12 protein-coding genes are annotated in these 12,540 nt (G+C 64.3%); 8 read left to right on the top strand and 4 right to left on the bottom strand.

Annotated features, from left to right (window positions below; translation table 11 throughout):
- Positions 1 to 13: 13 nt before the first annotated feature.
- Genes nifV through nifM form a run of 4 tightly spaced genes read left to right on the top strand, consistent with a single transcriptional unit; the run spans position 14 to position 2,656 of the window.
- A complete protein-coding gene (gene nifV / locus ACOI7D_RS08640; RefSeq protein WP_023290345.1) occupies positions 14 to 1,156 on the top strand; it encodes a homocitrate synthase in 1,143 nt (380 codons plus the stop codon).
- Positions 1,157 to 1,158: 2 nt separating this feature from the next.
- Entirely contained in the window at positions 1,159 to 1,416 is a 258-nt protein-coding gene (locus ACOI7D_RS08635) for a nitrogenase-stabilizing/protective protein NifW (RefSeq protein WP_023290346.1), read from the top strand.
- The gene (locus ACOI7D_RS08630; protein WP_023290347.1) at positions 1,413 to 1,856 is read left to right on the top strand and encodes a nitrogen fixation protein NifZ; all 444 of its coding nucleotides are present in this window, start codon (positions 1,413 to 1,415) and stop codon (positions 1,854 to 1,856) included. Before ACOI7D_RS08635 ends, ACOI7D_RS08630 begins: the two co-directional genes overlap by 4 nt.
- A complete protein-coding gene (gene nifM / locus ACOI7D_RS08625; RefSeq protein ID WP_085550900.1) occupies positions 1,856 to 2,656 on the top strand; it encodes a nitrogen fixation protein NifM in 801 nt (266 codons plus the stop codon). Before ACOI7D_RS08630 ends, nifM begins: the two co-directional genes overlap by 1 nt.
- A 22-nt stretch (positions 2,657 to 2,678) precedes the next feature.
- Here nifM and ACOI7D_RS08620 read toward each other — a convergent pair whose 3' ends face one another.
- Positions 2,679 to 3,209, bottom strand: a complete 531-nt coding sequence (locus tag ACOI7D_RS08620; protein WP_023290349.1) for a flavodoxin — start codon at positions 3,207 to 3,209, stop codon at positions 2,679 to 2,681.
- A gap of 319 nt (positions 3,210 to 3,528) precedes the next feature.
- On the opposite strand from ACOI7D_RS08620, the gene nifL reads away from it, so the two are divergent.
- The 4 genes from nifL to ACOI7D_RS08600 all read left to right on the top strand — a co-directional run bounded on the left by nifL (position 3,529) and on the right by ACOI7D_RS08600 (position 8,670).
- Positions 3,529 to 5,013: a nitrogen fixation negative regulator NifL gene (nifL, locus tag ACOI7D_RS08615; RefSeq protein WP_023290350.1), complete on the top strand. Its 1,485-nt coding sequence runs from the start codon at positions 3,529 to 3,531 to the stop codon at positions 5,011 to 5,013.
- On the top strand, positions 5,010 to 6,584 hold the full coding sequence (gene nifA, locus ACOI7D_RS08610; RefSeq protein ID WP_004203574.1) for a nif-specific transcriptional activator NifA: 1,575 nt from the start codon (positions 5,010 to 5,012) through the stop codon (positions 6,582 to 6,584). Before nifL ends, nifA begins: the two co-directional genes overlap by 4 nt.
- 164 nt (positions 6,585 to 6,748) lie before the next feature.
- On the top strand, positions 6,749 to 8,155 hold the full coding sequence (nifB, locus tag ACOI7D_RS08605; RefSeq protein ID WP_109547130.1) for a nitrogenase cofactor biosynthesis protein NifB: 1,407 nt from the start codon (positions 6,749 to 6,751) through the stop codon (positions 8,153 to 8,155).
- Positions 8,155 to 8,670 carry a nitrogen fixation protein NifQ gene (locus ACOI7D_RS08600; RefSeq protein ID WP_023290352.1) on the top strand — a complete coding sequence of 172 codons (516 nt, stop codon included), beginning with the start codon at positions 8,155 to 8,157 and terminating at the stop codon, positions 8,668 to 8,670. Before nifB ends, ACOI7D_RS08600 begins: the two co-directional genes overlap by 1 nt.
- A 1,311-nt stretch (positions 8,671 to 9,981) precedes the next feature.
- On the opposite strand, the gene plaP is transcribed toward ACOI7D_RS08600, so the two are convergent.
- The 3 genes from plaP to ACOI7D_RS08585 form a co-directional block, all read right to left on the bottom strand.
- Positions 9,982 to 11,340, bottom strand: a complete 1,359-nt coding sequence (gene plaP, locus ACOI7D_RS08595) for a putrescine/proton symporter PlaP (protein ID WP_004203583.1) — start codon at positions 11,338 to 11,340, stop codon at positions 9,982 to 9,984.
- Positions 11,330 to 11,392, bottom strand: coding sequence for a membrane protein YoeI (gene yoeI / locus ACOI7D_RS08590; protein ID WP_096335043.1), 63 nt, complete (start codon positions 11,390 to 11,392; stop codon positions 11,330 to 11,332). Before yoeI ends, plaP begins: the two co-directional genes overlap by 11 nt.
- Positions 11,393 to 11,628: 236 nt before the next feature.
- Positions 11,629 to 12,519, bottom strand: a complete 891-nt coding sequence (locus tag ACOI7D_RS08585; RefSeq protein WP_109547129.1) for a LysR family transcriptional regulator — start codon at positions 12,517 to 12,519, stop codon at positions 11,629 to 11,631.
- Between the last annotated feature and the right edge of the window lie 21 nt (positions 12,520 to 12,540).

Genomic DNA, 12,540 nt, shown 5'->3' with positions numbered 1-12,540 from the left:
CGGAGAGACGAAAATGGGACGCGTACTGATCAATGACACCACCCTGCGCGATGGCGAACAGAGTCCCGGCGTGGCCTTCCAGGCCAGCGAAAAAATCGCCATCGCCGAGGCGCTGTACGCGGCGGGGATCGAGGCGCTGGAGGTCGGCACCCCGGCGATGGGCGAGGAGGAGTGCGCCCGTATCCGGCTGGTGCGCCGTCAGCTTCCGGGCGCCACGCTGATGACCTGGTGCCGGATGCAGGCCGGCGAAATTCGCCTGAGCGCCGAGCTGGGCATGGACTGGGTGGATATCTCCATCCCCGCCTCCGACAAGCTGCGGCAGTACAAACTGCGCGAGAGCTTACCGCTGCTGCTGGAGCGGCTGACGGGTCTGATCCACCTCGCCCATACCCTTGGCCTGAAGGTCTGCATTGGCTGTGAGGACGCCTCGCGGGCCAGCGACGCGACGCTACGGGATATTGCCCGGCAGGCCGGCGAGGCGGGGGCTGCCCGTCTGCGCTATGCCGACACCGTCGGTATCCTCGACCCGTTTACCACCGCGGCGCAGATCGCCGCCCTGCGTAACGTCTGGCCCGGCGAACTCGAGATGCACGCCCATAACGATCTCGGGCTGGCCACCGCCAACACCCTCGCGGCGGTACGCGCCGGGGCCACCAGCGTAAACACCACCGTGCTGGGCCTGGGCGAACGGGCGGGCAACGCGGCGCTGGAAACGGTGGCGCTCGGGCTGGAGCGCTGCCTGGGCGTCGAGACCGGGGTGCGTTTCACCGCCCTGCCGGCGCTGTGCGAACAGGTGGCCCTCGCCACCCGCCGCCCTGTCGATCCCCAGCAGCCGCTGGTGGGCGAGCTGGTTTTTACCCATGAGTCCGGCGTGCACGTCGCGGCGCTGCTGCGCGACAGCGAGAGCTATCAGGCGATCGACCCCGCCCTGCTGGGCCGCGGCTATCGGCTGGTGCTGGGCAAACACTCCGGTCGCCAGGCGGTTAACGGCGTCTTCGACCGGATGGGCTATCACCTGACGTCAGCGCAAATTGACCAGCTGCTGCCGGCGCTCCGCCACTTTGCGGAAACCGGCAAACGCAGCCCGCGGGATGATGAGCTGGCGGCAATCTATCACGCGCTCTGCGGCGCCGAAACGCTGCAGGCCAGGGGGTAAGCATGGAGTGGTTTTATCAGATCCCCGGCGTAGACGACCTGCGCTCCGCCGACGCCTTCTTTCAGTTTTTCGCCGTTCCCTACCAGCCCGAGCGTCTGGCCCATTGCAGCCTGCCGGTGCTGGCCGCCTTTCACCGCAAGCTGCGGGCGGAAGTGCCCCTGCTCAACCAGCTGGAGGAGAACCCGCGCGCGCACTGGCTGCTGGCGCGCCGGCTGCTGGCAGAGAGTTATCAGCAGCAGTTCGAGGAGAACACGCCATGAGACCCACATTTACCTTTAGCGAAGCGGTCCGCGTCGTGCGCGCCATCCGTAACGATGGCACCTATGCGGGCCTGCCGTCCGGCGCCCTGCTGGTGCGCCGGGGCAGCATCGGCTATGTCCGCGACTGGGGGGTATTCTTGCAGGACCAGGTCATCTACCAGGTCCACTTCCCGGAGAGCGACCGGATCGTCGGCTGCCGCGAACAGGAGCTGATTGCCGGCGATCGTCCCTGGCTGGCGGGGAATCTGCAGTATGGCGATAACGTCACCTGCCAGACGGCGCTGACGTTGCAGGGCGAAGTGGTGGTCAACGTCGGTCAGCAGGGGCGTATTGAGGCCACCGATCGGGGCGAGCGCGGGGACGGCTATATCGTCGACTTCGGCGGCCGCTGGTTCCAGGTTCCGGTGACCGCGCTGGCCCTGGCAGAGGAGGAAGAATAATGCAGCCATGGCAACGATTTGGCCGGCGGCGGCTGGCGCAGAGCCGCTGGAACTGCGAACCGGCGGCCATCGCCGCGGCGGACCGGGAGGCCTTCGAGGCGGCCTGGCAGCGTCAGGCCCGCGTGGAGCAGGCGCTGGTCGCCGAAGTCGCGCCAGAGGCAATCCCCGCCGCGCTACGGGAAGGCCTCGCCGCTTCGCTGCGCCTCTGGCTGGATGAGGGCGGATTTACGCCGCCGGAGCGGGCGGCGATCGTCCTGCACCATGCCCGGCTGGAAACCGCCTTCGCCGGGATTGCCAGCCAGGCGCCGCAGCCGGATCCCGCCGCGGTGCAGGCCTGGTATCTGCGGCATCAGGCGCAGTTTATGCGCCCGGAACAGCGGTTGACCCGCCATCTGCTGCTCACCGTCGATGGCGATGAGCAGGCGGTTTACTCGCGCATCCAGGCGCTTCATGGGCAAATCGCGGCCTCCCGCGAGGCGTTTGCGCCGCTGGCCCAGCGACACTCCCACTGCCCGAGCGCGCTGGACGGCGGGCGACTGGGGTGGATCGGGCGGGGGTTGCTCTATCCGCAGCTGGAGGAGGCCCTGTTTGCGCTGACGGAAAATGCGCTGAGCGCGCCGGTGGCCAGCGAGCTGGGCTGGCACCTGGTATGGTGCGAAGCCATCCGCCCCGCCGCGCCGATGACGCCTGAACAGGCGCTGGAAAGCGCCCGCGATTACCTTATTCAACAGAGCCAGCGCCGCCACCAGCGCCAGTGGCTGGCTGAGATGTTAGCGCGCCAGCCGGGGCTGTGCGGGTAGCCGGCAGACCACCCGCCAGCGTCTACAGCAGGTGCGGTTTGATCTCCTCAAGCCAGGTCGCCAGACGCGTTTCGGTCTCGTCGAACTGGTTATCCTGGTCCAGCACCAGCCCGACAAACCGCTCCCCCTCCAGCGCCGATGAGGCGCTGAACTCATACCCCTCGTTCGGCCAGCTGCCAATCATCGTCGCCCCGCGGGCGCGCAGGGCGTCGTACAGCGGCCGCAGCCCGCTGGCGAAGTTATCGGGATAGCCGCGCTGATCGCCGAGGCCAAACAGCGCCACCGTTTTTCCCTGCAGGCTGACGTCGCCGAGGTTGCGGATAAACTCGGCCCACGACTCGCTCTCGCCCCCGGCCTCAAGGCCCGGCAGCTGGCCGTCGCCCAGCGTCGGCGTGCCCAGCAGCAGGGCCGGGTAGGCCAGCAGGTCCGCCAGCGTGGCGCGGTTAATATTGACCGGGGCAGCGGCGGCCTCCCCCAGCTGCTTGTGGATCAGTTTCGCGATCTTGCGGGTTTTACCGGTATCGGTGCCAAAGAAAATGCCAATGTTCGCCATAGTACGCTCCTGTCGGAATGGTGTCGGAAATAGGGATTACCGCAGGGGTATTGCGAAGGCTGTGCCAGGTTGCCCTGCACCGTGACGGCCCATCCCTGCCCCATCAGGATCGCTTCCCGCCGCCGCAGCGCCCGCGCAAGGCGCCCCCGCCGGACCGAAAGGTAAAAATCAGCGGATTTTCCCCCTGTCGGATCAATGTTTCGTGCGGTCGTTTCGATAAGGGCGCACCGTTTGCATGGTTATCCGGGTTCGGCTCAGCCCGCCGCGATCCGCGCAGGGTGTCGGACAATTTGTCATAACTGCGACACAGGAGTTTGCGATGACCCTGAATATGATGCTCGATAACGCCGCGCCGGAAGCCATCGCCGGCGCGCTGACTCAACAACATCCGGGGCTGTTTTTTACCATGGTGGAACAGGCCTCAGTGGCGATTTCCCTCACCGACGCCAGCGCCAGGATCATCTACGCCAACCCGGCGTTTTGCCGCCAGACCGGCTATTCGCTGGCGCAATTGTTAAATCAGAACCCGCGCCTGCTGGCCAGCAGCCAGACGCCGCGCGAGATCTATCAGGAGATGTGGCATACCCTGCTCCAGCGTCAGCCGTGGCGCGGCCAGCTGATTAACCAGCGGCGGGACGGCGGCCTGTACCTGGTGGAGATTGACATCACTCCGGTGCTCAGTCCGCAAGGGGAACTGGAGCATTATCTGGCGATGCAGCGGGATATCAGCGTCAGCTATACCCTGGAGCAGCGGCTGCGCAACCATATGACTCTGATGGAGGCGGTGCTGAATAATATTCCCGCCGCCGTGGTGGTAGTGGACGAGCAGGATCGGGTGGTGATGGACAACCTTGCCTATAAAACCTTCTGCGCCGACTGCGGCGGCCGGGAGCTGCTCACCGAGCTGCAGGTCTCCCCAGGCCGGATGACGCCCGGCGTGGAGCAGATCCTGCCGGTGGCGATCCGCGGGGCCGCGCGCTGGCTGTCGGTGACCTGCTGGCCGCTGCCCGGCGTCAGCGAAGAGGCCAGCCGCTACTTTATCGACAGCGCCCTGGCGCGAACCCTGGTGGTGATCGCCGACTGTACCCAGCAGCGCCAGCAGCAGGAGCAGGGCCGCCTCGACCGGCTGAAGCAGCAAATGACCGCCGGCAAGCTGCTGGCGGCGATCCGCGAGTCGCTGGACGCCGCGCTGATCCAGCTGAACTGCCCGATTAACATGCTGGCGGCGGCCCGTCGGCTGAACGGCGAGAGCAGCGGCAACGTGGCGCTGGAGGCCGCCTGGCGCGAAGGGGAAGAGGCGATGGCCCGGCTCCAGCGCTGTCGTCCGTCGCTGGATCTCGAAAACCCCGCCGTCTGGCCGCTGCAGCCCTTTTTCGACGACCTGTGCGCCCTCTACCGCACCCGCTTCGATGCCGAGGGGCTGCAGCTGGACATGGCCTCGCCGCATCTGATCGGCTTTGGCCAGCGCACTCAGCTGCTGGCGTGCTTAAGCCTGTGGTTCGACCGCACCCTGGCCCTCGCCGCCGAGCTGCCTTCCGTCCCGCTGGCGATGCAGCTCTATGCCGAGGAAAACGACGGCTGGCTGGCGCTGTATCTGACCGACAACGTGCCGCTGCTGCAGGTGCGCTACGCCCACTCCCCCGACGCGCTGAATTCGCCGGGCAAAGGCATGGAGCTGCGGCTGATCCAGACCCTGGTGGCGCACCATCGCGGGGCCATCGAGCTGACTTCCCGGCCGCAGGGCGGCACCTGCCTGACCCTGCGTTTCCCGCTGTTTAACACCCTGACCGGAGGTGAAGCATGATCCCCGAATCCGACCCGGACACCACCGTCAGACGCTTCGACCTCTCTCAGCAGTTCACCGCCATGCAGCGGATAAGCGTGGTGCTGAGCCGCGCCACCGAGGCCAGCAAAACGCTGCAGGAGGTGCTCAGCGTATTGCACAACGATGCCTTTATGCAGCACGGGATGATCTGTCTGTACGACAGCGAGCAGGAGATCCTCAGTATCGAAGCGCTGCAGCAAACCGAGCAGCAGACTCTCCCCGGCAGCGCGCAGATCCGCTATCGTCCCGGCGAGGGGCTGGTGGGGACGGTGCTGGCCCAGGGGCAATCGCTGGTGCTGCCCCGGGTCGCCGACGATCAGCGTTTTCTCGACCGCCTGAGCCTCTACGATTACGATCTGCCGTTTATCGCCGTGCCGCTAATGGGGCCCAACGCCCGGCCCATGGGCGTGCTGGCGGCCCAGCCGATGGCGCGCCAGGAAGAGCGGCTGCCGGCCTGCACCCGCTTTCTCGAAACCGTCGCCAACCTCATCGCCCAGACCATCCGGCTGATGATCCTCCCGGCCTCCGCCACCCTGCCGGGCCGCCAGCCGCCGAAGGTGGAACGGCCGCCTGCCTGCTCGTCGTCGCGCGGGGTGGGCCTTGACAATATGGTCGGCAAGAGCCCGGCGATGCGCCAGATCGTGGAGGTGATCCGCCAGGTTTCGCGCTGGGACACCACTGTGCTGGTACGCGGCGAAAGCGGCACCGGGAAAGAGCTGATCGCCAATGCCATCCACCACCATTCCCCGCGGGCTGGCGCCGCCTTCGTCAAATTTAACTGCGCGGCGCTGCCGGACAACCTGCTGGAAAGCGAACTGTTCGGCCATGAAAAAGGCGCCTTTACCGGCGCGGTGCGCCAGCGTAAGGGGCGTTTTGAGCTGGCGGATGGCGGCACCCTGTTCCTCGACGAGATTGGCGAAAGCAGCGCCTCGTTCCAGGCTAAGCTGCTGCGCATCCTGCAGGAGGGAGAGATGGAGCGGGTCGGCGGCGATGAGACCCTGCGGGTGAATGTCCGCATCATCGCCGCCACCAACCGCCACCTGGAGGAGGAGGTCCGGTTGGGCCACTTCCGCGAGGATCTTTACTATCGCCTGAACGTGATGCCCATCGCCCTGCCCCCGCTGCGCGAGCGTCAGGAGGACATCGCCGAGCTGGCGCACTTTCTGGTGCGCAAAATTGGCCAGCATCAGGGGCGCACGCTGCGGATCAGCGAGGGGGCGATCCGTCTGCTGATGGAGTACAGCTGGCCGGGCAATGTTCGCGAACTGGAGAACTGCCTCGAACGATCGGCGGTGATGTCCGAGAGCGGCCTGATCGATCGCGACGTGATCCTCTTCACCCACCAGGAACGTCCGGCCAAAGCCCTGCCCGCCAGCGGGCCGGCGGAAGACAGCTGGCTGGACAACAGCCTGGACGAACGCCAGCGGCTGATCGCCGCGCTGGAAAAAGCCGGCTGGGTGCAGGCCAAGGCGGCGCGGCTGCTGGGGATGACGCCGCGCCAGGTCGCCTACCGGATCCAGATCATGGATATCACCCTGCCGCGTCTGTAAGCCACGGTGTCAGGTTCAGGACATTGTCGCCTGCGCGGCGGGAACACGACAATATTTTGCCGCAGGGATGCGGAATAACACCTTTCTTTTCAGCATGATAAAAAATCCCTCTCTGGTATGCCCTTTGCAGCAGGAAGGTATCGCCCAACCAAGAAGGTACGACCATGACTTCCTGCTCTTCTTTTTCCGGCGGCAACGCCTGTCAGTCGGCGGACGCCAGCGCGTTAGCGCCGCGGGTGGCCGATAAGGTCGCCGCACACCCCTGCTACTCCCGCAGCGGGCACCACCGTTTCGCCCGGATGCATCTCCCGGTCGCTCCGGCCTGCAATCTGCAGTGCAACTACTGCAATCGTAAATTCGACTGCAGCAATGAATCCCGCCCCGGGGTGTCTTCGACGCTGCTGACCCCCGAGCAGGCGGTGCTGAAAGTGCGCCAGGTGGCCCAGGCCATCCCGCAGCTGTCGGTGGTCGGCATTGCCGGGCCCGGCGATCCGCTGGCCAATATGACCCGCACCTTCCGCACCCTGGAGCTGGTCCGCGATCAGCTTCCGGACCTGAAATTATGCCTGTCGACCAACGGGCTGATGCTGCCCGACGCGGTGGATCGCCTGCTGGAGGTCGGTGTGGATCACGTTACGGTGACCATCAATACGCTGGATGCCGGCATCGCCGGACAAATCTATGCCTGGCTGTGGCTCGACGGCGAACGCTACCGCGGGCGGGAAGCCGGGGAGATCCTGATAGCCCGCCAGCTGGAGGGGGTCCGCAGGCTGACCAACGCCGGGGTGCTGGTCAAGATAAACTCGGTGCTGATCCCGGGGATCAACGACAGCGGCATGGCCGAGGTCAGCCGTTGTTTGCGGGAAAGCGGCGCGTTTATTCACAATATTATGCCGCTGATTGCCAGACCGGAGCACGGCACGGTCTTTGGCCTCAACGGCCAGCCAGAGCCGGACGCCGGGATGCTCGCCGCGATCCGCAGCCAGTGCGGGGCCGCGATGCCGCAGATGACGCATTGCCACCAGTGCCGCGCCGACGCCATCGGCATGCTGGGCGAAGACCGCAGCCAGCAGTTTACCCAGCTGCCGGACCCGGACAGCCTCCCCGACTGGCTGCCCATCCTCCATCAGCGCGCCGAACTTCATGCCAGCCTCGCCACCCGGGGAGAGTCGGAGGCCGATGATGCCTGTCTGGTGGCCGTGGCCTCCAGCCGCGGCGAGGTAATTGATTGTCATTTTGGCCATGCCGACCGCTTCTCGATCTACAGCCTGTCTGCCGCCGGCATGGTGCTGGTGGGCGAGCGCTTTACGCCGAAATATTGCGGCGGCGCGGAGGAGTGCGAGCAGCAGGAGAACGAAGCCAGACTGGCGGCGCTTCTCGCGCTGCTCGCCGACGTGAAAGCGGTGTTCTGCGTGCGTATCGGCCATACGCCATGGCAACAGCTCGAGCGACAGGGCATTGAGCCGCAGGTGGACGGCGCGTGGCGGTCGGTCGCCGAGGTGCTGCCCGCCTGGTGGCAGCGGCGGCGACAGAGCCTGGCGGCATCGCGCCTGCGTCAGGGGGTCGCCTGATGGCGCCGGTCGACTGGTTGACCCGCCTGTGGCGACGGTATCACGCCGGAAAAGGCTGCTTTCCGCTGCGCATGGGGCTCAGCGTCGAGGCGTGGCTGGCCCTGCAGCAGCGGCTGGGCGAGGTGGCGACGCCGCTGGACAGCGAGGCGCTGAGCCGCCGCCGGCTGATGACGGAGCTGAATGCCACCCGCGACGAAGAGCGCCGCCAGCTGGCGCGATGGCTGGCGGAGTGGATCGCGCCGGGAGCCGAACCGATGGCGCCGATCGTCGCCGGGGCGGCGCTGGCGTTTAATCATCTATGGGAGGATCTGGGTCTGGATTCGCGGGCGGAACTGGGCCGGCTAATGAGCGACTGCTTTCCGCAACTGGTGGCGCAGAACGTCCACCATATGCGCTGGAAGAAGTTCTTTTATCGCCAGCGCTGCCTGCAGTCGCAGGGGGAGATCGTCTGCCGCTCGCCGAGCTGCGACGAATGCCTGGAGCGTAGCCTCTGCTTCGAACCGCCGCCGCAATAAACACCCCGCAGGTGCCCCTGCGGCTGCCCCAAAAATGCCCCTGTTTAACCGCTTTACGCGGATTTCTGCCGGGTGGCGCTTCGCTTACCCGGCCTACAAAGTCATCTACCTATCAGAAGGTTACTCAACATCCCAGGTCCGGCAAGCGCCGCGCCGCCGGGCAAGGACAGCGGGCGCGGAGCCGCTTCTGTGCCGGGTGGCGCTTCGCTTACCCGGCCTACAACGCCATTTACCTATCAGAAGGTTACTCAACACCCCAGGTCCGGCAAGCGCCGCGCCGCCGGGCAAGGACAGCGGGCGCGGAGCCGCTTGTGTACCGGGTGGCGCTTCGCTTACCCGGCCTACAAAGTCATTTACCTATCAGAAGGCTACTCAACACCCCAGGCCCGGCAAGCGCCGCGCCGCCGGGCAAGGACAGCGGGCGCGGAGCCGCTTGTGTGCCGGGTGGCGCTTCGCTTACCCGGCCTACAAAGTCATTTACCTATCAGAAGGCTACTCAACACCCCAGACCCGGCAAGCGCCGCGCCGCCGGGCAAGGACAGCGGGCGCGGAGCCGCTTCTGTGCCGGGTGGCGCTTCGCTTACCCGGCCTGGAGTTCGTGCGACCTGTCGTTAATTTATTCACCAGCCTTGCTGAAACTGCCGGTGCTGGCGGCCTCAAAATCGCTGAGACGTTCCCGGAAGGCCGGGGCAGCCCGCATGGATGCGGGCTGAGGGCCGTGTTTTGCACGGACGCTGCCTCGGCCCGACCCGAAGCCTGCAGGGATAAGTCGAAGGGACCGCGTAGCGGCGATTTTGCTGGCCGGAGCCCGGGGGTACAGGGGGCGGCGGCGACTGGCCGCCCCCTGTGCGCTCCCTGTGCGCTCCCTGTGCGGTGTGAGACATAACGCAGAAAGCTAACCGGGAGCGCAATGTGCGCTGAAGCCACAGATAACATAAATGACCACACGGCGTTGCTTCCCCTCACCCTGGCCCTCTCCCCAAGGGAGACGGAACTGTCCGGCCATCGTTTCCGTGGCCAACATATTGCCGGGTGGCGGCTGCGCCTGACCCGGCCTACGGAGTCTGAGAACGTGGTAAACCGATAACAGTCTCCACCGCCGCCGGGCAATAAATCAGGCTCCGTGCCCAATATGTTGCCGGGTGGCGCTTTGCTTACCCGGCCTACATAACCATTAAATTTCAGAAGGTTAACCATCACCGTAGGCCCGCGCAAGCGCAGCGCCGCCGGGCAAAAGGTATCGCACCGGGCCAAACGAAAAAAAAACCGGAGGTTTCCCTCCGGCTTTTCTCATTCACATCACGCTACGCCTTACGCCACGTCTTCGTACTGCGGCACCGGGTTGCGGAAGCTTTTGGTCACGCAGGCCAGATAGACCAGACCGATACCGGCCCAGATAAGGCCCAGAATCATCGAGCTCTCTTCCAGGTTGACCCACAGTGCGCCGACGGTCAGGGCGCCGCACATCGGCAGGAACAGATACTGGAAGTGGTCTTTCAGCGTCTTGTTGCGTTTCTCACGGATCCAGAACTGCGAAATCACCGACAGGTTAACGAAGGTAAACGCCACCAGCGCACCAAAGTTAATCAGCGCCGTCGCCATCACCAGGTCGAAGTTAATCGCCAGCAGGGCGATAGCGCCGACCAGGATGATGTTCATCGCCGGGGTGCGCCAGGTCGGGTGCACATAGCCGAAGAAGCTTTTCGGGAACACGCCGTCACGGCCCATCACGTACATCAGACGCGCCACGCCAGCGTGCGCCGCCATACCGGACGCCAGTACGGTAATGGTGGAGAAGATCAGCGCGCCAACCTGGAAGGCTTTACCTGCCACGTAGAGCATAATTTCCGGCTGTGACGCATCCGGATCTTTAAAGCGCGAGATATCCGGGAAGTACAGCTGCAGGAAGTAGGTGGCAAAGATGAAGATCAGGCCGCCGATCAGCGCGGTCAGGAAGATCGCGCGCGGAATGACGCGCTCTGCATCTTTAGTCTCTTCAGACAGGTTGCTGATGCCGTCGAAGCCGGTAAACGAGAAGCACAGGATCGTCGCCCCGGTAATCATCGGGATCACGTGCGCATCACCGGACCAGAACGGACGGCTGCTGGCCAGCGTACCGGCGCCTTCGCCGCCAAACACGCCATAAATCACCATGCCGAGGATAACGGCAATCAGCACCACCTGCAGCACCACGATCACGGTGTTGAAGTTGGCCACGGATTTAATGCTGCGCAGGTTAAAGGCGGTCATAAAGGCGACCAGCGCGATAACAAACACCCACGACGGAATCGAAGGCACCAGCGCTTCAAAATAGATTTTCGCCAGCAGAATGTTGATCATCGGCGCGAACAGGTAGTCGAGCAGCGAGGACCAACCCACCATAAAGCCAACGGTCGGGCTGATGGATTTCTGCGCATAGGTATACGCCGAGCCGGCGGACGGGTAACGACGTACCAGCTTGCCATAGCTCAGGGCAGTAAACAGGATAGCGATTAACGCAAAGGCGTAGGCCGTCGGCACGTGACCGTCGGTCATACCAGAGACGATACCAAACGTATCGAACAGCGTCATCGGCTGCATATAGGCCAGGCCCATCATTACAACCGGAACTAGCGTAAGTGTTTTACGTAATTCCACGCGAGAGGTATTTGGAGTAGCGTTATGCGACATAGTTATCCCCTTTTACGGTGAACGCCAGCGCGTAAGCAAAAAATTGCCCCATTTCTTTCTATTCCTCAGCGACAACGACTGTCGGTTTTTAGTAAATATCTATCCGGTACGAAGCCCGGCCTCTTGGTATTGAATGATGTGTCTTTCGACCAAAAAAATAACCGACACTTTAAAAAAAGCGTCGGCTAGTCTCTGGTTTTCAGGCCGCATATTTTGCAACAATATCAACGGCGTTGACAAGATGTTATGAAGTTCATTGCGTGAGCATAATTTTTAACATGCTAATATCTATACGATTTCCGTATGATAAATTGTAAAAATAGCACTATTTGCTAATAGCGATTCGCGCCACCATTTCCCGGCCAAACCGCAGGCGGCGTCATTCCAGGCGATCCACGCGCGCTGACGAGGCGACAGCCCGCGCACGACCAGGCTGACCAGCTCGCCGCTCTCCAGCAGCCACTGCACCTGATAACGCGGCAGGCAGCCCCACCCCAGCCCCATGCGCAGCAGCGCCAGCTGCTGCGCGGCGTCACACACCGTCAGGGTCTCCTGATCGGCGAGCAGCGCCCCGCCCTCGCCGGTGGCCACCGCGCGGTAACGCCGCAGGGTTCGCCAGCTCAACGGGGCGCTCCGCGCCGCCAGAGGATGCTGCGGGGAGACCACCAGCAGCAGCTCCAGCTCGCCAAGGGGAAGATAATCATAGCCGCTCAGCGGCGGCGGCTCGCCGAGCGCCCCCAGCAGGAGATCGGCCTGCCCTTCCGTCAAGGGCCGCCAGTCCAGCAGCGAGGGGGTCAGCGTGAAGCGCAGCCGGGTCAGCGGCTGCTGTTGATAAAAGGCGGCGATTAGCGGCGAGAGTTGCGCCACGGGAAAGGTGCTGTCCACCGCCAGGCGGAGGGTATGTTCCCACCCCTGCTGCAGCTTAACCGCCCGGATCTCCAGTTCGCGGGCGATGTGCAACACTTCCCGCCCTTTCTCCAGCAGCATCTGTCCGGTAGGGGTAAAGCGCGCGCGGTGGCCGCTGCGGTCGAGCAGCTGAATATTGAGATCGCTTTCCAGCCGGTGAATGGTGTAGCTCAGCGCCGAGGGCGTTTTAAAGAGCTTTGCCGACGCCGCGGCAAAGCTCCCCTCTTTTTCCAGCGCGTCGAGGATCACGAGGACATCCAGCAGTGGTTTCATCGCTACCCCCTTACGGTATGC

The sequence above is a fragment of the Klebsiella sp. C360 genome, from assembly GCF_048822415.1.
GTDB lineage: Bacteria > Pseudomonadota > Gammaproteobacteria > Enterobacterales > Enterobacteriaceae > Klebsiella > Klebsiella quasipneumoniae.
The sequence above is the reverse complement of the archived record's forward strand: the minus strand, read 5'-3'. Positions and strand labels throughout refer to the sequence as shown.